This window comes from Streptomyces sp. CB02366, from assembly GCF_001905905.1.
Lineage (GTDB): Bacteria > Actinomycetota > Actinomycetes > Streptomycetales > Streptomycetaceae > Streptomyces.
Window position 1 is genome coordinate 142,115 of the sequence record NZ_LIVT01000005.1, and the last position, 19,085, is coordinate 161,199.

13 protein-coding genes are annotated in these 19,085 nt (G+C 72.0%); 7 read left to right on the forward strand and 6 right to left on the reverse strand.

Annotation, left to right across the window (positions count from 1 at the left end):
• Positions 1-97 precede the first annotated feature (97 nt).
• Positions 98-886 (forward strand): hypothetical protein, encoded by a 789-nt coding sequence (locus tag AMK24_RS17640; protein WP_073769730.1) that lies wholly within the window; start codon positions 98-100, stop codon positions 884-886.
• A gap of 104 nt (positions 887-990) precedes the next feature.
• Here the strand turns inward: AMK24_RS17640 and corA are convergent, their stop codons facing one another.
• The gene (corA, locus tag AMK24_RS17645) at positions 991-1,986 is read right to left on the reverse strand and encodes a magnesium/cobalt transporter CorA (protein WP_073769731.1); all 996 of its coding nucleotides are present in this window, start codon (positions 1,984-1,986) and stop codon (positions 991-993) included.
• Between the two features lie 55 nt (positions 1,987-2,041).
• Between corA and AMK24_RS17650 the strand changes: the two genes are divergently transcribed.
• From AMK24_RS17650 to AMK24_RS17670, 5 genes are all read left to right on the forward strand, one after another.
• Positions 2,042-2,764: a histidine phosphatase family protein gene (locus AMK24_RS17650; RefSeq protein ID WP_073769732.1), complete on the forward strand. Its 723-nt coding sequence runs from the start codon at positions 2,042-2,044 to the stop codon at positions 2,762-2,764.
• A 70-nt stretch (positions 2,765-2,834) separates the two neighbouring features.
• Complete coding sequence (locus AMK24_RS17655) at positions 2,835-3,425, forward strand: DUF3090 domain-containing protein (RefSeq protein ID WP_073769733.1); 591 nt, start codon at positions 2,835-2,837, stop codon at positions 3,423-3,425.
• The gene (locus AMK24_RS17660; protein ID WP_073769734.1) at positions 3,389-4,228 is read left to right on the forward strand and encodes an SCO1664 family protein; all 840 of its coding nucleotides are present in this window, start codon (positions 3,389-3,391) and stop codon (positions 4,226-4,228) included. Before AMK24_RS17655 ends, AMK24_RS17660 begins: the two co-directional genes overlap by 37 nt.
• A 111-nt stretch (positions 4,229-4,339) precedes the next feature.
• The gene (gene mshC, locus AMK24_RS17665) at positions 4,340-5,569 is read left to right on the forward strand and encodes a cysteine--1-D-myo-inosityl 2-amino-2-deoxy-alpha-D-glucopyranoside ligase (RefSeq protein ID WP_073769735.1); all 1,230 of its coding nucleotides are present in this window, start codon (positions 4,340-4,342) and stop codon (positions 5,567-5,569) included.
• Between the two features lie 123 nt (positions 5,570-5,692).
• A complete protein-coding gene (locus tag AMK24_RS17670; RefSeq protein WP_073769736.1) occupies positions 5,693-8,740 on the forward strand; it encodes an NPCBM/NEW2 domain-containing protein in 3,048 nt (1,015 codons plus the stop codon).
• Positions 8,741-8,809: 69 nt separating this feature from the next.
• On the opposite strand, the gene AMK24_RS17675 is transcribed toward AMK24_RS17670, so the two are convergent.
• The 5 genes from AMK24_RS17675 to AMK24_RS17695 form a co-directional block, all read right to left on the reverse strand.
• Complete coding sequence (locus AMK24_RS17675; RefSeq protein ID WP_073769737.1) at positions 8,810-9,874, reverse strand: PAC2 family protein; 1,065 nt, start codon at positions 9,872-9,874, stop codon at positions 8,810-8,812.
• 274 nt (positions 9,875-10,148) lie between these two features.
• Positions 10,149-11,759, reverse strand: coding sequence for a glycerol-3-phosphate dehydrogenase/oxidase (locus tag AMK24_RS17680; protein WP_073769738.1), 1,611 nt, complete (start codon positions 11,757-11,759; stop codon positions 10,149-10,151).
• Positions 11,760-11,773: 14 nt separating this feature from the next.
• The gene (gene glpK / locus AMK24_RS17685) at positions 11,774-13,318 is read right to left on the reverse strand and encodes a glycerol kinase GlpK (protein ID WP_073769739.1); all 1,545 of its coding nucleotides are present in this window, start codon (positions 13,316-13,318) and stop codon (positions 11,774-11,776) included.
• Between the two features lie 44 nt (positions 13,319-13,362).
• The gene (locus tag AMK24_RS17690) at positions 13,363-14,154 is read right to left on the reverse strand and encodes an MIP/aquaporin family protein (RefSeq protein WP_073769740.1); all 792 of its coding nucleotides are present in this window, start codon (positions 14,152-14,154) and stop codon (positions 13,363-13,365) included.
• Between the two features lie 412 nt (positions 14,155-14,566).
• Positions 14,567-15,331 (reverse strand): IclR family transcriptional regulator, encoded by a 765-nt coding sequence (locus AMK24_RS17695; protein ID WP_073769979.1) that lies wholly within the window; start codon positions 15,329-15,331, stop codon positions 14,567-14,569.
• 239 nt (positions 15,332-15,570) lie between these two features.
• On the opposite strand from AMK24_RS17695, the gene metH reads away from it, so the two are divergent.
• Positions 15,571-19,083, forward strand: coding sequence for a methionine synthase (metH, locus tag AMK24_RS17700; protein ID WP_073769741.1), 3,513 nt, complete (start codon positions 15,571-15,573; stop codon positions 19,081-19,083).
• Positions 19,084-19,085: the final 2 nt, after the last annotated feature.

Below are 19,085 nucleotides of genomic sequence, written 5' to 3' on the forward strand. Positions count from 1 at the left end.
CGGTTGCCGACCGCCCGGACACGCCTTTGACTCTCTGTGCGGACCACCGCGGCGCGCACCTCGGCTCCGCGGGCTCACGGGTACGGAGGCAGCAGCCATGCTCTCAGCGCAGACCCTGTTCCAGGAGATCCTGGACAACGACGAGTCCTACCGGCTCTTCTGCTCCATCGCCGCGAGCGGAGAGGCCCAGGGCGGCTGGGAGAACGCCCGGATCGCCGCCCTCGTCCCGGAGAGCAGCCGCGACCTGGCGCCCAAGATCGTCCGGCACGGCGCCGACGAGGACAAGCACGGCCGGATCTTCAACGCCCTGCTGAGGAAGCGCGGGCTGCCGCCGGTCGAGGTCCCGCCGGAGACCGACTACACGATGCTCCTGGAGCGGGAGGGCATCGGCCTCGCCCATTCCCGGCTGCGGGGCGAGGAACGGCTCACCGAGCGCGACGTCATCACCTATCTGGCCCACAGCCGCGTCACCGAGCAGCGCGCCTCGGAGCAGATGCGCCTGCTGCGCCGGTACTTCGCCGATCACCCAGACATCGGGCGGGCGGTGAAGATGATCTCCCACGACGAGGACGACCACCTCGCCTACTGCCACGAGGAACTGCTCCGTCTCGCCCGCGCAGGACACGGCCGGACCATCCAGCGGACCATGCGCGAGTGCGCGCTGGCCGAGATCCGCGTCTACCGCGACGTCAGCCTCGCGGTGATGGCCCACATGGGCCGGGTACTGGGCTGGTCGCGTCCGAAGGCCGCCGTGCTCGCCGCGGGCATCCACGCGGTGTACGCGTACGAGCGCCTGGTCGGCTGGCGGCGCATGGTGCGCCTGGAGACGCCTCGGCGGCGCGACGCGCTGAGCGCCCCCGCCGCACCGGAACACGAATACGCCTGAGGCCGGCCGCCCCGCCCCTCCGGACGCCCGGCGAACGCGGACGCCCTGAACGCGCCGGGCCGACGGACTCGCGGACCTGCGGACTCGCGGGCGCCCCGGCGCCCTCAGAGCCAGCCGCGCCGCTTGAACAGCCGGTGCAGGCCGACCACGGCCACGCCCATCAGGCCGACCACCGCCGGATAGGTCCACGGCCAGTGCAGCTCCGGCATGTGGTCGAAGTTCATGCCGTAGACGCCCGCCACCATCGTCGGGACGGCGGCCATGGCCGCCCAGGCGGAGATCTTGCGCATGTCGTCGTTCTGCCGCACTCCCATCTGCGCCAGATGCGCCGACAGGATGTCCGAGAGCAGCCGGTCCAGCCCCTCCACCTGCTCGTTGGCGCGCGTCAGGTGGTCGGCGACGTCCCGGAAGAACGGCTGCGCGTCCTCGTGGACGAACGGCACGCCCGCCCCCGCGAGGCGCGTCATCGGCCCCGTCAGCGGACCGGCCGCCCGGCGGAACTCCAGCACCTGCCGCTTGAAGGTGTAGATCCGGGCGGCGGTGTTCTTCGAGTCGCCCGAGCCGGACGGCGCGAAGACCTCCGTCTCCAGCTCCTCCAGGTCCACCTGGAGCTCCCCGGCCACGTCCAGGTAGTGGTCCACGACCGCGTCGCTGACCGCGTACAGCACCGAGGTCGGCCCGTGCTTGAGCACCTCGGGCTCGGCCTCCAGGCGGCGGCGCACGGCCGCCAGCGGAGCGCCCTCGCCGTGCCGGACCGTCACCACGAACGCGTCGCCTATGAAGACCATCAGCTCGTCGGCGCTGACCGCGTCGCTCTCCGGCTCGTAGACGACCGGCTTGAGCACCGCGAACAGCGAGTCGTCGTACACCTCCAGCTTGGGCCGCTGGTGCGCCCGCAGCGCGTCCTCCACGGCCAGCGGATGCAGCCCGAACTCCGCCCGGACCAGGTCGAACTCCGCCTCCGTGGGCTCGTGCAGCCCGATCCACAGGAAGGCGTCGTGCGAGGCCCGCGCCTCGTCCAGGGCGTCGGAGAAGTCTTCGGGCCGGTCGGTGCGGCGCCCGTCCCGGTAAATGGCACAGTCCACGATCACGGCGGGCATTCTTCCCCGTGAACCCGTCTCTACGCACCTTCACCGGCCCTCTACGCTGGCGGGTATGCCCACGCTGATCCTCGTACGCCACGGACGCTCCACCGCCAACACCGCCGGAGTGCTCGCGGGCCGCACCCCCGGCGTCAGCCTCGACGAACGCGGCGCCGAACAGGCCGCGGCCCTCCCCGCCCGGCTTTCCGCCCTCTCTCCGGTCCTCGCCGTCAGCAGCCCGCTGGAGCGCTGCCGCCAGACGCTCCAGCCGCTCCTCGACGCCCGCCCGGGGCTGCCGCTGCACATCGAGGACCGGATCAGCGAGTGCGACTACGGCCACTGGTCGGGGCGGAAACTGGCCGAACTCGCCGACGAGCCCCTGATGTCCGTCGTCCAGCAGCACCCCTCCGCCGCGGCCTTCCCCGGCGGCGAGTCCATGCGCGCGATGCAGGCCCGCGCCGTCGACGCCGTACGCGACTGGAACGAGCGCGTCGAGACCGGGCACGGCGAGGACGCCGTGTACGTCATGTGCTCGCACGGCGACATCATCAAGTCCCTGGTGGCCGACGCGCTGGGCATGCACCTGGACCTCTTCCAGCGCGTCCACGCCGACCCCTGCTCGGTCACCGCGATCCGCTACACCCGGCTGCGCCCCTTCCTCCTGCGGCTCGGCGACACCGGCGACCTGACCGCCCTGGCCCCGCGCGAGAACCCGGTCGGGGCGGACGCCGCGGCCTCCCCCTCCGGCGACGGCGCGGCGGCGGCGACGGTCGGGGGCGGCGCGGGCGCGCCGTGATCGCTCCGGGCAGTAGGGTGGACGCGCCGTAGCGCCGCCCCACCACCATCGAAGCTCAAGGGAGCAGGACGTGTCCCGTCAGGTGTTCCTCTACGACCCGCCGGACCGGTTCGTGGCCGGTACGGTCGGGTTGCCTGGCCGTCGTACGTTTTTCCTGCAGGCCTCCGCACAGGGCCGGGTCACCAGCGTGGCGCTGGAGAAGACCCAGGTCGCCGCGCTCGCCGAGCGGGTCGACGAACTGCTCGACGAGGTCGTGCGCCGTACCGGGGGCAGCTCCCCGGTGCCCGCCGTGGCCCCCGCCGACGTCGCCGACACCGCGCCGCTCGACGTCCCCGTCGAAGAGGAGTTCCGGGTCGGCACCATGGCCCTGGCCTGGGACGGCGAGGAGCAGCGCATGATCATCGAGGCGCAGGCCCTCGTCGAGCTCGACGCCGACTCCGAGGACGACCTCGCGGAGGCCGAGGAGAAACTCCTCCAGGACGAGGAGAACGGCCCGCCGATGCTCCGTGTCCGGCTCAGCGGCGCCCAGGCCCGCGCCTTCGCCAAGCGCGCCCTGGACGTCGTCAACGCCGGCCGCCCGCCGTGCCCCCTGTGCAGCCTGCCGCTCGATCCGGAAGGACATGTATGCCCGCGCCAGAACGGATACCGTCGCGGAGCCTGACCGACCCCGAGCTGCTCACCCTGCTCTCCGAGGGCACGCTCACCGTCCTCGGGCAGGTCGGCGGGGCGTCCAACGCGGTGCTGCACTGCACGGTGGAGTACGGAGGTGAGGAGCGCGCCTGCGCCTACAAGCCGGTCGCGGGGGAGCAGCCGCTCTGGGACTTCCCCGACGGGACCCTCGCCCAGCGGGAGGTGGCGGCGTACGAGATCTCCCGGGCGACCGGCTGGGACCTGGTGCCGCCGACCGTGCTGCGGGAGGGACCGTACGGGCCGGGCATGTGCCAGCTCTGGATCGAGGGCCCCGCGTCCGACGAGGATGCGCCCTCCTTGCTGGCGCTCGTCGAGGGCGAGGAGCCGGGCGAGGGCTGGAAGGCCGTGGGCTTCGCGGACGTGGGGGAGGGGAAGACCGCGCTGCTGGTCCACGCGGACGACCCCCGGCTGCGCCGGCTCGCCGTGCTGGACGCGGTCATCAACAACGGCGACCGCAAGGGCGGGCATCTGCTGCCCGCGCCCGGCGGACGGCTCTTCGGCATCGACCACGGGGTCACCTTCAACGCCGACGACAAGCTGCGGACCCTGCTCTGGGGGTGGGCCGGCGAGCCGCTGACCGAAGAAGCCCGCCAGGTCCTGGACCGGCTCGCCGCCGAGCTGGGGCCGGGGGCCGCCCTCGCCACCCGGATGGCCGAACTCATCACCCCGGCCGAGCTGGAGGCCCTGCGCGAGCGGGTCGCGGGGCTGGTCGGCGGCGGCGTGCACCCGCGGCCGAGCGGCCGGTGGCCGCCCATCCCCTGGCCGCCCGTCTAGGGTCTGTCGTCGGACTGCCGCCTCGTGCCGGAGTTCCCGCGAGGGGGCCTCTTCGGACAGGATGACGGATCCGGTTCGTATCCGGAAGCATCGTCCGGTTACGCTCATGGCATGCATGCCTGGCCCGCTTCTGAGGTCCCCGCCCTGCCCGGCAAGGGCCGCGACCTTCGGATCCACGACACCGCGACCGGCGGACGGATCACCCTTGACCCCGGTCCCGTCGCCCGCATCTACGTCTGCGGCATCACGCCGTACGACGCGACCCACATGGGTCATGCGGCGACCTACAACGCGTTCGACCTGGTTCAGCGCGTGTGGCTCGACACCAAGCGGCAGGTCCACTACGTCCAGAACGTGACCGACGTGGACGACCCGCTGCTGGAGCGGGCCGTGCGCGACGGTCAGGACTGGACCGAGCTGGCGGAGCGCGAAACCGCCCTCTTCCGCGAGGACATGACCGCCCTGCGGATGCTGCCCCCCCGGCACTACGTCGGAGCGGTCGAGGCGATACCGGGCATCGTGCCCCTCGTCGAACGCCTCCGGGACGCGGGCGCCGCCTACGACCTGGACGGCGACGTCTACTTCTCCGTCGACGCCGACCCGCACTTCGGCGAGGTCGCCGGTCTGGACGCCGGGGCGATGCGGCTGCTCTCCGCCGAACGCGGCGGCGACCCCGAGCGCCCCGGCAAGAAGAACCCCCTCGACCCGATGCTCTGGATGGCCGCCCGCCCGGGTGAGCCGAGCTGGGACGGGGCCTCCCTGGGCGAGGGCCGCCCCGGCTGGCACATCGAGTGCGTCGCCATCGCGCTCGACCACCTCGGCATGGGCTTCGACATCCAGGGCGGCGGTTCCGACCTCGCCTTCCCCCACCACGAGATGGGCGCCTCGCACGCCCAGGCGCTGACCGGCGAGCACCCGTTCGCCCGGGCGTACGTCCACGCGGGCATGGTCGCCCTGGACGGCGAGAAGATGTCCAAGTCGCGCGGCAACCTGGTCTTCGTCTCGGCGCTGCGCCGCCAGGGCGTGGACCCGGCGGCCATCCGGCTCTCCCTCCTCTCCCGCCATTACCGCTCCGACTGGGAGTGGACCGACCAGGTGCTGGCCGACGCCGTCGAGCGCCTCGCGCGCTGGCGGGCCGCCGTCTCGCGCCCCGACGGCCCGTCCGCCGACGCGCTGGTCGAGGAGGTCCGCGAGGCCCTCGCGGACGATCTGGACAGCCCCGCCGCCCTGGCCGCGGTGGACCGCTGGGCTGCGCTCCAGGGCGCGGAGGGCGGTACGGACGAGGGCGCGCCCGGCCTCGTCTCGCGTACGGTCGACGCCCTGCTGGGGGTCGCTCTGTAGCACGGCGAGCGGCCTTCGCCGCTCGATCCGACCACCCGGACCGGCCCTGAACTTCCGCACGAAGTTCGGGCCGGTTCCTTTTTGCCCATGGTCAGCTGCTCGAAGTTGCGCTAAAAGCTCTCTATGCAAACATCAACGCGCATGAGAGTGGCGGCAGTTGCCGCACTGCTCGGACTGCTCACGGCCCTCGCGGGGCCCGGCGGGGCCCACGCCGACGAGGCCCCGCCGGAGTCCACCACCGTCGGGGACGTCACCGGATTCCGGGCGGATGGGGCCGTGTACCGGCTGACCGCCGGACGGGCCGAGGCCCGGGTCAGCTTCCTCTCGGAGGAGACCTTCCGCATCGAGCTGGCCCCGGACGGCGAGTTCACCGACCCCACCGGCGACGACATCGTCCTGCCGCAGGGCGCGCCGCCCCGCACCCGCTGGAAGGACCGCGGCGACCGCTACGAGCTGTCGACGAGCGCGGTCACCCTGCGGGCCTACAAGACGCCGCTGCGCTTCGCCCTGCACCGGGCGGACGGCAGCCGGGTCTGGTCCGAGGCCAGGGGGCTGAGCTGGACCGGCGAGCGGACCGTCCAGACCCTGGCCCGGGGCGCGGGGGAGCAGTTCTACGGGGCCGGCATGCAGAACGGCCGCGGCAACACGACCCACCGGGACAAGACCGTCGAGGTCGCCGTCGACTACGACTGGAACGACGGCGGCCACCCCAACTCCGTCCCGTTCTACCTCTCCTCGGCCGGCTACGGAGTCTTCCGCAACACTTACGCCCCCAACACCTACGCGTTCACCGACCCGGTGACGACGAGCGCGGAGGAACGGCGCTTCGACGCCTACTACTTCGCGGGCGACGGGGCCAAGGACGTCATCGGCCAGTACACCGACCTCACCGGCAAGCCGTTCCTGCCGCCGCTCTACGGCATGGAGATCGGCGACGCCGACTGCTACCTCCACAACGCCAACCGGGGCGAGCGCCGCACCCTGGACGCGCTCAAGGTCGCCGACGGGTACGTCGAGAACGACATGCCCAACGGCTGGATGCTCGTCAACGACGGCTACGGCTGCGGCTACGAGGACCTGGAGAAGACCGCCGAGGGGCTCAAGGACCGCGACATGGAACTGGGCCTGTGGACCGAGGACGGCATCGACGGCCTCGCCGACCAGGTCAAGGCCGGACAGCGGGTCGCCAAGCTGGACGTCGCCTGGGTCGGCCCGGGCTACAAGTTCGCCCTCGACGCCTGCAAGGACGCCTACCGGGGCATCGAGGACAACAGCGACGCCCGCGGCTTCACCTGGGCCCCCGAGAGCTGGGCGGGCGCGCAGCGCTGCGGCGTCCAGTGGTCCGGCGACCAGAAGGGCGACTGGGAGTACATCCGCTGGCAGATCCCGACCTACGCGGGCGCCACCATGTCCGGCCTCGCCTACACCACCGGTGACGTCGACGGCATCTTCGGCGGCAGCGCCAAGACCTACACCCGCGACCTCCAGTGGAAGATGTTCCTCGGCACCACGATGACCATGGACGGGTGGGCCGCCGTGGACAAGCAACCCTTCCGCTACGGGGAGCCGTACACCTCCGTCAACCGCGACTACCTCAAGCTCAAGGAGTCGCTGCTGCCCTACCAGTACAGCTACGCCCACGAGGCCACCGAGACCGGGGTCGGCATGGTCCGGCCGCTGGTCCTCGAATACCCCGACGACCCGAAGGCGGCCACGGAGGCGGCGAAGTACGAGTTCCTCTCCGGCGAGCACTTCCTCGTCGCCCCCGTCTACCAGGACGCCACCGAGCGCAAGGACGTCTACCTCCCGGAGGGCACCTGGATCGACTACTGGAGCGGCCGCACCCACCAGGGCCCCACCACCATCGACACCTACAGCGCCCCGCTCGACACCCTGCCGCTCTTCGTGAAGGCGGGCGCGGCGGTCCCGATGTGGCCGGGCATCCGCTCCTACCGCGACCGCACCGCCGACTCCCCGCTCGCCTGGGACGTCTACCCGCAGGGGGACACCTCCTTCACCCTGTACGAGGACGACGGCGTCACCCGCGAGCACCGGGCCGGCGCGTACGCCACCCAGCGTGCCGACGTCCGCGCCCCGGAGCACGGCGCGGGCGACGTCTCCGTCACGATCAACGAGAGCCGGGGCGACTTCACCGGCAAACAGACCGTCCGCCCCTACGAGTTCACCGTCCACACCGGCTCCGAGCCCCGCACGGTGAAACTGGACCGGACGCTGCCCGAGCTGACGTCGAGGAGCGCGTACGACCGGGCCCGCCAGGGCTGGTGGTACGACCGCGACGACCGGGGCGGTGTGGTGCACGTGAAGACCGCGCCCCTGAGCACCGCGCAGAAGTTCACGGTGAAGCTGCTGGGCGCCAGCGCGGTCGGCGGCAAGAAGGCTTCGGCCGCCGCCGCCCTCAGCGCCCCCGCGGGCCAGGAGGCCGCGGCCGGCACCCCGGGCACGGTCCTGGTCGACGTGACCGCCGGCAGCACGGCCCTCACCGACACCATGCTCTCCCTCCGGGCGCCCGACGGCTGGCAGGCCGCGACCGCCCGGATTCCGGACCGGATCCCGGCGGGCGCCACCCGCCGGGTCGAGGTGGCCCTCACCCCGCCGGAGGACGCGGAAGTGCGCGAGACCACGCTGACGGCCCTCGCCCGCTACCGGACCGGCGGCGAGGCGCGCACGAGCCAACAGCGGCTCACCGTCACCGTCCTGCCGCCGCCGCCCGGGGGCGACGCCTGGGCGAGCGACCTGGTCTGGCTCTCCGAGACCAACGGCTACGGCCCGGCCGAACGCGACCGCTCCAACGGGGAGTCCGGCGCGAACGACGGCAGGGCGCTGACACTGGCGGGGACGACGTACGAGAAGGGCATCGGCACCCACGCCGACTCCGCCCTCGCCTTCCACCTCGGCGGCCGGTGCACCGCGTTCACCGCCGACGTCGGGATCGACGACGAGATCAACGGGTACGGGGAGGTCGCGTTCTCCGTGGAGGGCGACGGCGAGGTGCTCTGGACCTCGCCGAAGCTGACCGGCGCATCGGCGACCGTCCCCGTGGACGTGCGGCTCGACGGCGTGCGGCGGGTGCGGCTGAAGGTCACCGACACCAACGGCTCCAAGACCGGGGACCACGGCGACTGGGCCGCGGCGAGGTTCCACTGCGCCTGAGCCCGGCCCGACGCGCCGGAGCGCCGCACGGGATCGCTTCCCCGTGCGGCGCTCCGGCCGGTCCTGCGGTCAGTCCTCCCCGGGACGGTCCGGGCCCTCGCCGGGGCCCGGGCCGCCCGCTTCGCCCTCGGACGCCTCGTCCGGGCCCTTGGCGCCCTGGTCGTCGGCGGCCTTGCCCCGCCCCGCCTCCGGGCGCGGCGGCATCGGCGGCCGGGTGCGGCCGGAGGCGGGATCGCGCAGATACGGTACGTCGCCGGACTCGGTGGCGTGGCCGCCCGGCCCCTGCCCGGGGCCGCCGTCCCGCCGCCGCAGATAGCGCTCGAACTCCCGGGCGATGGCCTCGCCGGACGCTTCGGGCAGCTCCGCGGTGTCCCGGGCCTCCTCCAGCGTCTGCACGTACTCCGCGACCTCGCTGTCCTCCGAGGCCAGTTGGTCCACGCCGACCTGCCACGCCCGCGCGTCCTCGGGCAGTTCGCCCAGCGGGATGCGCAGTCCGATCAGATCCTCCAGGCGGTTCAGCAGGGCCAGCGTCGCCTTCGGGTTCGGCGGCTGCGACACGTAGTGCGGGACCGCCGCCCACAGGCTGACCGCGGGCACCCCGGCGTGCGTGCACGCCTCCTGGAGCACCCCGACGATGCCCGTGGGGCCCTCGTACCGCGTCTCCTCCAGGTCCATCGTCCGCGCCAGGTCCGCGTCGGAGGTGACCCCGCTCACCGGCACCGGCCGGGTGTGCGGGGTGTCCCCGAGCAACGCGCCCAGGATGACGACCATTTCGACGCCCAGCTCATGGGCGAAGCCGAGGATCTCGTTGCAGAACGACCGCCAGCGCATCGACGGCTCGATACCGCGCACCAGGACCAGGTCCCGGGGCTTGTCGCCGCCCACCCGCACCACGGACAGCCGCGTCGTCGGCCAGGTGATCTTCCGCGTCCCGCCGTCCAGCCACACCGTGGGCCGGTTGACCTGGAAGTCGTAGTAGTCCTCGGCGTCCAGCGCCGCGAACACCTCGCCCTTCCACTCCCGGTCCAGATGAGCGACCGCTGTGGAGGCGGCGTCCCCGGCGTCGTTCCAGCCTTCGAACGCGGCCACCATGACCGGGTCGACCAGCTCGGGCACCGACTCGAGCTCGATCACCCGGGCCTCCTTCCGCTGTCTCCATGCGTACGGAGCAACCTTACGGCTTCCGGGGCCCCCCGCCGCAGCCCTCCCGCACGGCCGGGTGAACCCTGCCACCAGGAGTGGATCAGCGGGCGGAACCGTGCATCATGGCCCCGCACACGGCGGCCGAACCGCCCCCGCCCGGCCGGCGCCCCGCCAGAACCCCCGGGGCCCACGGGTAGGGGAACGGGGGCGGCCTCCGCGCGGAGGCCGCCCCCGTTCCCCTACCCGTGGGGGGTGGATCGGCAGGTCAGTCGCGGTCTCCCAGCAGCTTCTCGACGCCCTCGCGGACCTCGTCCGTGGCCAGGCCCCGGATCGTCAGCGTGGTCCGGCGGCGCAGCACGTCGTCAGCCGTCTCGGCCCACTCGTGGTCCCGGGCGTAGGCGACCTGCGCCCAGATCTCCGGGGCGTCCGGGTGCACGCGCTCGGCCAGCTCCGGGTTCTCGTTCGCCAGCCGGGCGATGTCGAAGGCGAGCGAACCGTAGTGCGTGGCCAGGTGGCGGGCGGTGTCCGGCGCCATCCGGGGGCCGGGCGCGGGGCCGTCGACCAGCAGCCGGTGCGCGACCGCGTTCGGGCTGGCGATCCCGGGCAGCGGCAGCTTCCGCGGCAGCCGGTTCATCGGCTCCATGTCCTCGGCCAGCGGGTGGCCCGGAAGGGCCGCCAGCTTGTTCATGACCGTGCGGCCGATGTGGCGGAAGGTCGTCCACTTGCCGCCGGCGACCGACAGCATCCCGCCGCGGCCCTCCGTGACGACCGTCTCGCGCTTGGCCCTGGAGGTGTCGCCGGGACCGCCGGGCAGCACCCGCAGACCCGCGAAGGAGTACGTGATCAGATCGCGCGAGAGCTGCTGGTCCTTGATCGAGAACGCCGCCTCGTCGAGGATCTGCGCGGTGTCCGCCTCGGTCACGGCGACGTCCGCCGGGTCGCCCTCGTACTCCTCGTCCGTCGTGCCGAGGAGCAGCATGTCCTCCCACGGCAGCGCGAACGTGATGCGGTACTTGTCGATCGGGGTGGCCAGCGCCGCCCGCCACGGCCGCGTCCGCTTGAGGACCAGGTGCGCGCCCTTGGAGAGGCGGATGGAGGGGGCCGCGTTCGGGTCCTCCATCTTCCGCAGGTGGTCGACCCAGGGGCCCGTCGCGTTCAGCACGAGGCGGGCGGTGACGCCGAACTCCGTACCGTCCGTGCTGTCCTTCAGCTCCGCGCCGGTGACCCGGCCCCGGGTGAAGCGCAGACCCGTGACGGCCGCGTGGTTGAGGACGACCGCGCCGGCGTCGACCGCCGCGCGGACCGTCATCAGCGCCATGCGGGCATCGTTCATCTGGTCGTCGCCGTAGACCGCGACGGCCTTGAGGTTGTCGGTGCGCAGCTCGGGGACGTCGCGCTGGGCCTTGGCCGGGGAGATGACGTGGCCGACGCCGTCGCCGAAGGCGGAGAGCGCGGAGTAGGCGAAGACGCCCGCGCCGAGCTTGGCCGCGCCGTGCGGGCCGCCCTTGTAGACCGGCAGGTAGAAGGTGAGCGGGTTGGCCAGGTGCGGGGCCACCTCGCGGGAGACCGCGCGCCGCTCGAAGTGGTTCTCCGCGACCAGCTTCACCGCGCCGGTCTGGAGGTAGCGCAGGCCGCCGTGGAGGAGCTTGGAGGAGGCGGAGGAGGTGGCGCCGGCGAAGTCGCCGGCGTCCACCAGGGCCACCCGCAGCCCGGACTGCGCGGCATGCCAGGCGGTGGAGATGCCCAGGATGCCGCCGCCGATGACCAGGAGGTCGTACGTGGCCCGGGACAGCTGGTCCCGGGTCTCGGCGCGGCTCGGCAGCGAGCCGGAGGCCGGGTGCGTTCCGAGGGCGGGAACGCTCTGCAGGGTGGTCATGGTGATGCTCCTCGTCAGCTTTCTTCGTCCTCGATCCAGCCCATGGTCCGTTCGACGGCCTTGAGCCAGCTCTTGTACTCGCGGGCACGGGTGTCCGCGTCCATGCGGGGTGTCCACTCGGCGGCCCGGCGCCAGTTGGCGCGCAGCGCGTCGGTGTCCGGCCAGAAGCCGACGGCGAGACCGGCGGCGTAGGCGGCGCCGAGGCAGGTGGTCTCGGCGACCATCGGGCGCACCACGGGCGCGTCCAGGAAGTCGGAGAGCGTCTGCATCAGCAGGTTGTTGGACGTCATGCCGCCGTCGACCTTGAGCGCGGTCAGCTCGACGCCGGAGTCCTTGGTCATGGCGTCGCTGATCTCGCGGGTCTGCCAGGCGGTGGCCTCCAGGACGGCACGGGCGATGTGTGCCTTGGTGACGTAGCGGGTGAGTCCGGCGATCACGCCCCGGGCGTCGGGACGCCAGTAGGGGGCGAAGAGGCCGGAGAAGGCGGGCACGAAGTAGGCGCCGCCGTTGTCCTCGACCGAGGAGGCCAGCGTCTCGATCTCGGCGGCCGACTTGATCAGGCCCATCTGGTCGCGCATCCACTGCACCAGCGAACCGGTGACCGCGATGGAGCCCTCCAGCGCGTAGACCGGGGGCTTGTCGCCGATCCGGTAACCGACCGTGGTGAGCAGTCCGTTGTACGAGTTGACCGGGGTGTGGCCGGTGTTCATCAGCATGAAGGTGCCGGTGCCGTACGTGGACTTCGCCTCGCCCTCGGCGAAACAGGTCTGGCCGAACAGGGCCGCCTGCTGGTCGCCGAGCGCGGAGGCGACGGGCACGCCGTCGAGGACGCCGCCCTTGGCGTTGCCGTAGACCTCGGCGGAGGAGCGGATCTCGGGGAGCACCGCGGCCGGGATGCCGATGGAGGAGAGGATCTTCTCGTCCCACGCCATGGTGTGCAGGTTCATCAGGAGGGTGCGGGAGGCGTTGGTGACGTCGGTGACGTGCACCCCGCCGTCGGTGCCGCCGGTCAGGTTCCAGATGACCCAGGAGTCCATGGTGCCGAAGAGGATGTCGCCGCGCTCGGCGCGCTCGCGCAGCCCCTCGACGTTGTCGAGCAGCCAGCGGACCTTGGGGCCGGCGAAGTACGAGGCGAGCGGCAGCCCGGTCTCGCGGCGGAAGCGGTCCTGGCCCACGTTGCGGCCGAGCTCCTTGCAGAGCGCGTCGGTACGGGTGTCCTGCCACACCAGCGCGTTGTGCACCGGCTCACCGGTGTTCCTGTCCCACAGCAGGGTGGTCTCGCGCTGGTTGGTGATGCCGATCGCCTTGACGTCGGCGGAGGTGATGCCGGCCTTGACGATGGCCCCGGCGACGACCTCCTGGACGTTCTCCCAGATCTCGGTCGCGTCGTGCTCGACCCATCCCGGCTTCGGGAAGATCTGCTCGTGCTCCTTCTGGTCGACGGAGACGATCCGGCCGTCCTTGTCGAAGACGATGCAGCGGCTGGAGGTGGTGCCCTGGTCGATGGCCGCGATGAACGGGCCGGTGCCGTGGGTGCCGGTGGTGTGTGCGTCGGTCACGGTGTGCTCCCGGAAGTCTGTGAGATGAGGAGGTGCGGCTCGGACTAGGCGAAGGCGAGGTTGTAGAGCCCGCCGGCGAGGGCGCCGCCGATGAGCGGACCCACGATGGGTACCCAGGCGTAGCCCCAGTCCGAACCACCCTTGTTGGGCAGCGGCAGCAGGGCGTGCACGATGCGCGGACCGAGGTCGCGGACCGGGTTGACGGCGTAGCCGGTCGGGCCGCCGAGCGAGAGGCCGATGCCCACGACGACCAGGGAGGTGATCAGCGCGCCGAGCACGCCGAGGCCGTTGCCCTCGTCGTTCAGGCCCTGGGTCAGGATCGCCAGGACCAGCACGACGGTCGCGATGATCTCGGTGACCACGTTCTGCACGCCGTTGCGGATCTCCGGACCGGTGGAGAAGACCCCGAGCACCGGGCCGGCTTTCGGGGCGGCGTTCTGATCGACCATGCCCTCGTCGGCGGACTTCGTCCCGATGATCTCCGGGTCGGTCAGGTGGGCGTGGAACTGGCCGTAGTAGACCGCCCAGACCAGCAGGGCGCCGATCATCGCGCCGAGCAGCTGCGAGCCGAGGTAGAGGGGAACGTCGCCCCACTCGGTACCGCCCTGGATGGCCAGGCCCACCGTGACCGCGGGGTTGAGGTGGGCGCCCGATACGCCGCCGGCGAGGTAGGCGCCGGTCAGCACGGCGAAGCCCCACCCGAAAGTGATGGCGAGCCAGCCCGCGTCCCGGGCCTTGCTGCTCTTCAGCGTGACGGCGGCACAGACACCGCCGCCGAGCAGGATGAGTACGGCGGTCCCTATGGTCTCGCCGATGAAAATGTCGGAGCTGGACACCCGCGACTCCTTTGTCCTTCGTCCAGGGGAGAGCGGATCACCGGTCCCGCCGGTGTTCCGCGCCCCAGATGGGTATCCACGAAGCGTGGGCAGCCCATCTGTAAGGGCTTGACCGGCCCTTGGCACTGTCACACTCTAACGCTTATTACCGTTAGGCGTTCGACAATGCCGACCGTTGAACGGCAGTGTTCCCCTGGGCGAAGGAAGCGTCAAGGGTTCTGTGGCCCACGACTCGGTGCGCGACGCGATCGTTACCGCGTGCGAGGGCGCGTGCGGGGGTGGAGGGGGGACGGAGGCGTTCTGGAGCGCGGCCGGTCTCGCCGGGGCGAGGGCCCGGCGCGGTGTGAGGGGCGCGCGGGACGCCGGGAGCGGGGGCGACGGGACGCCCCGCCGGGGTGCCCGCCCGGAGTGTTCAGAAGCGGCCGGCGCCCAGATCCCGCGAGACCGCGCGGGCGCAGTCGCGCACGGCCGCGATCAGCTCGGGCCGCAGCGCCCCGCCCGGGGCCACCCGCTCCACCGCGCCGGTCACGGCCACCGCCCCGACCGGCATCCTGCGCCGGTCGTGCACCGGGGCGGCCACGGCGGCGACGCCCTCCCAGGTCTCCTCGGCGTCGGCGGCCCAGCCCTGGGCGCGGACCAGGTCGAGCATCGCCTCGAACTCGTCGGCCGCGGTGACGGTGCGCCCGGTGAAGGAGCGGCGCTCCGCCTCCATGACCTCGCTGTGGGCCACCGGGTCGTACGCGGAGAGCACCTTGCCCAGCGCGGTGGAGTGCAGCGGCTGCATCGCCCCCACCTCCAGCACCTGGCGGCTGTCGTCGGGGCGGAAGACGTGGTGGACGATCAGTACGCCGTGCTGGTGCAGCACCCCGAGGTGGACGCTCTCGCCGCTGGAGCGGGCCAGGTCGTCCGTCCAGACCAGGGCGCGCGCCCGCAGCTCGTGGACGTCCAGGTAGCTGTTGCCCAGCCGCAGCAGCTCCGCCCCCAGCTGGTAGCGGCCCGAGGCCGCGTCCTGCTCGACGAACCCCTCCAGCTGGAGGGTGCGCAGGATGCCGTGCGCGGTGCCCTTGGCCAGCCCCAGCGAGGAGGCGATGTCGGAGAGCCCGAGCCGACGCTCGCCGCCCGCCAGCAGACGCAGCATCGCGGCCGCCCGCTCCAGCGACTGGATGTTCTTGGCCATCGCGCCGTACTCCTCCACCTCGGTTCGACAATGCTGAACACTATCGGTCGATGCCGACCTCCGCCGGACTCCGGGGAAAAGTCTCCGCCACCGCCCCGCCCGCACCGCACCCGCACAGCATGCAGTCCGCCGTTCGGACGCATCGACGGGGCCGAGGGCGGTCCGGCTAGGCTGGCGGGGTGCGCCTTCCCCGAGAAGGACGCAAAGCCGACAGCCGTCGCATCCCTGGGAGATCATCCATGGCCTCGTTGCCGACATCCGCCGCCGACAGCCGGACCCGCGCAGACGCGCTCCGAGAGGCACTCGCCACCCGCGTGGTGGTGGCCGACGGGGCGATGGGCACCATGCTCCAGGCACAGGACCCCACACTGGAAGACTTCGAGAACCTCGAAGGCTGCAACGAGATCCTCAACATCACCCGGCCCGACATCGTCCGCTCGGTCCACGAGGAGTACTTCGCGGTCGGCGTCGACTGCGTCGAGACCAACACCTTCGGCGCGAACCACTCCGCCGCCAACGAGTACGAGATCGCCCACCGGATCCACGAGCTCTCCGAGTCCGGCGCCCGCATCGCCCGCGAGGTGGCGGACGAGTTCGCCGCGAAGGACGGGCGCCAGCGCTGGGTCCTCGGCTCGATCGGCCCCGGCACCAAGCTGCCCTCCCTCGGCCACATCACCTACGACGTCCTGCGGGACGGCTACCAGCAGAACGCCGAGGGCCTCCTCGCGGGCGGCTCGGACGCGCTGATCGTCGAGACCACCCAGGACCTGCTGCAGACCAAGTCCAGCATCGTCGGAGCGCGCCGGGCGATGGACGCCCTCGGCGTCCAGGTGCCCCTGATCTGCTCCCTCGCCTTCGAGACGACCGGCGTCATGCTGCTGGGCTCCGAGATCGGCGCGGCCCTCACCGCCCTGGAGCCGCTGGGCATCGACCTGATCGGCCTGAACTGCTCGACCGGCCCGGACGAGATGAGCGAGCACCTGCGCTACCTCGCCCGCCACTCCCGCACCCCCCTGATGTGCATGCCCAACGCCGGCCTCCCCGTCCTCACCAAGGACGGCGCGCACTTCCCCCTCGGCCCCGGAGGACTGGCCGACGCCCAGGAGCACTTCGTCCGGGACTACGGCCTCTCCCTCATCGGCGGCTGCTGCGGCACCACCCCCGAGCACCTGCGGGCCGTCGTCGAGCGGGCCCGCGAGCTGACGCCGACCGAGCGCGACCCGCGCCCCGAGCCCGGCGCGGCCTCCCTCTACCAGCACGTCCCCTTCCGCCAGGACACCGCCTACCTGGCGATCGGGGAGCGCACCAACGCCAACGGCTCCAAGAAGTTCCGCGAGGCCATGCTGGAGGCCCGCTGGGACGACTGCGTGGAGATGGCCCGCGACCAGATCCGCGAGGGCGCGCACATGCTCGACCTCTGCGTCGACTACGTGGGCCGCGACGGCGTCGCCGACATGACCGAGCTGGCCGGCCGCTTCGCCACCGCCTCCACCCTGCCGATCGTGCTGGACTCCACCGAACTGCCCGTCCTGCGCGCCGGCCTGGAGAAGCTCGGCGGCCGGGCCGTGCTCAACTCGGTCAACTACGAGGACGGCGACGGCCCCGACTCCCGCTTCGCCAAGGTCAGCGCCCTGGCCGCCGAGCACGGCGCGGCCCTGATCGCCCTGACGATCGACGAGGAGGGACAGGCCCGCACCGTCGAGCACAAGGTCGCCATCGCCGAGCGGCTCATCGAGGACCTCACCACCAACTGGGGCATCCGCGAGTCCGACATCCTCATCGACACCCTGACCTTCACCATCTGCACCGGTCAGGAGGAGTCCCGGGGCGACGGCATCGCCACCATCGGGGCGATCCGCGAGCTGAAGAAGCGCCACCCCGACGTCCAGACCACCCTCGGCCTCTCGAACATCTCCTTCGGCCTGAACCCCGCCGCGCGCGTGGTGCTGAACTCCGTCTTCCTCGACGAGTGCGTCAAGGCGGGGCTGGACTCCGCGATCGTGCACGCCTCGAAGATCCTGCCGATCGCCCGGCTGGAGGAGGAGCAGGTCAAGGTCGCCCTCGACCTGATCTACGACCGCCGCGCCGAGGGCTACGACCCCCTCCAGAAGCTCATGGAGCTGTTCGAGGGCGTCAACATGAAGTCGATGAAGGCGGGCAAGGCCGAGGAGCTGATGGCCCTGCCGCTGGAGGAACGGCTCCAGCGCCGCATCATCGACGGCGAGAAGAACGGCCTGGAGGCCGACCTCGACGAGGCGCTCCAGGACACCCCCGCCCTCGACATCGTCAACAACACGCTGCTGGAAGGCATGAAGGTGGTCGGCGAGCTGTTCGGCTCCGGCCAGATGCAGCTGCCGTTCGTGCTCCAGTCCGCCGAGGTCATGAAGAGCGCGGTGGCCCACCTGGAACCGCACATGGAGAAGTCCGACGACGAGGGCAAGGGCACCATCGTGCTGGCCACCGTCCGCGGCGACGTCCACGACATCGGCAAGAACCTCGTCGACATCATCCTCTCCAACAACGGCTACAACGTCGTCAACCTCGGTATCAAGCAGCCCGTCTCCGCGATCCTGGAAGCCGCCGAGGAGCACCGCGCCGACGTCATCGGCATGTCCGGTCTCCTGGTGAAGTCGACCGTGATCATGAAGGAGAACCTCGAAGAGCTGAACCAGCGCAAGATGGCCGCCGACTTCCCCGTCATCCTCGGCGGCGCCGCGCTGACCAGGGCCTACGTCGAGCAGGACCTGCACGAGATCTACGAGGGCGAGGTGCGCTACGCCCGCGACGCCTTCGAGGGCCTGCGCCTCATGGACGCGCTCATCGGCGTCAAGCGCGGGGTGCCGGGCGCGGCCCTGCCGGAGCTGAAGCAGCGCCGCGTCCCGAAGAGGGACGCCGCGGTGCTGGAGGTCGAGGAGCCCGAGGGCTCGGTGCGCTCGGACGTCTCCACCACCAACCCCGTCCCCGAGCCGCCGTTCCGGGGCACCCGCGTCATCAAGGGCATCCCGCTCAAGGAGTACGCCTCCTGGCTCGACGAGGGCGCCCTGTTCAAGGGCCAGTGGGGGCTCAAGCAGGCCAGGACCGGCGACGGGCCGACGTACGAGGAGCTGGTGGAGACCGAGGGGCGCCCGCGCCTGCGCGGCTGGCTCGACCACCTCCAGTCCAACAACCTCCTGGAGGCGGCCGTCGTCTACGGCTACTTCCCCTGCGTCTCCAAGGGCGAGGACCTGATCCTCCTCCACGAGGACGGCTCCGAGCGCACCCGCTTCACCTTCCCGCGCCAGCGCCGCGGCCGCCGCCTCTGCCTGGCGGACTTCTTCCGCCCCGAGGAGTCCGGCGAGACCGACGTCATCGGCCTCCAGATCGTCACCGTCGGCTCCCGGATCGGCGAGGCCACGGCCGAACTGTTCGCCGCCGACTCCTACCGCGACTACCTGGAGCTGCACGGCCTGTCCGTCCAGCTCGCCGAGGCGCTGGCCGAGTACTGGCACGCCCGCGTCCGGGCCGAGCTGGGCTTCGCGGGGGAGGACCCGGCGGACGTCGAGGACATGTTCGCGCTGAAGTACCGGGGCGCGCGGTTCTCGCTCGGTTACGGGGCGTGCCCGGACCTGGAGGACCGGGCGAAGATCGCCGACCTGCTCCGGCCGGAGCGGATCGGGGTGCACCTCTCCGAGGAGTTCCAGCTCCACCCGGAGCAGTCCACCGACGCCCTCGTCATCCACCACCCCGAGGCGAAGTACTTCAACGCCCGGTAACC

What these genes read in the sequence shown, in the direction of transcription:
- AMK24_RS17680 (WP_073769738.1), bottom strand. Translation starts at nt 11,759, where the DNA reads ATGACCACCCTGCAGAGCGTTCCCGCCCTCGGAACGCACCCGGCCTCC.
- corA (WP_073769731.1), bottom strand. Translation starts at nt 1,986, where the DNA reads ATGCCCGCCGTGATCGTGGACTGTGCCATTTACCGGGACGGGCGCCGC.
- AMK24_RS17660 (WP_073769734.1), top strand. Translation starts at nt 3,389, where the DNA reads ATGCCCGCGCCAGAACGGATACCGTCGCGGAGCCTGACCGACCCCGAG.
- metH (WP_073769741.1), top strand. Translation starts at nt 15,571, where the DNA reads ATGGCCTCGTTGCCGACATCCGCCGCCGACAGCCGGACCCGCGCAGAC.
- AMK24_RS17640 (WP_073769730.1), top strand. Translation starts at nt 98, where the DNA reads ATGCTCTCAGCGCAGACCCTGTTCCAGGAGATCCTGGACAACGACGAG.
- AMK24_RS17670 (WP_073769736.1), top strand. Translation starts at nt 5,693, where the DNA reads ATGCAAACATCAACGCGCATGAGAGTGGCGGCAGTTGCCGCACTGCTC.
- mshC (WP_073769735.1), top strand. Translation starts at nt 4,340, where the DNA reads ATGCATGCCTGGCCCGCTTCTGAGGTCCCCGCCCTGCCCGGCAAGGGC.
- AMK24_RS17695 (WP_073769979.1), bottom strand. Translation starts at nt 15,331, where the DNA reads ATGGCCAAGAACATCCAGTCGCTGGAGCGGGCGGCCGCGATGCTGCGT.
- AMK24_RS17650 (WP_073769732.1), top strand. Translation starts at nt 2,042, where the DNA reads ATGCCCACGCTGATCCTCGTACGCCACGGACGCTCCACCGCCAACACC.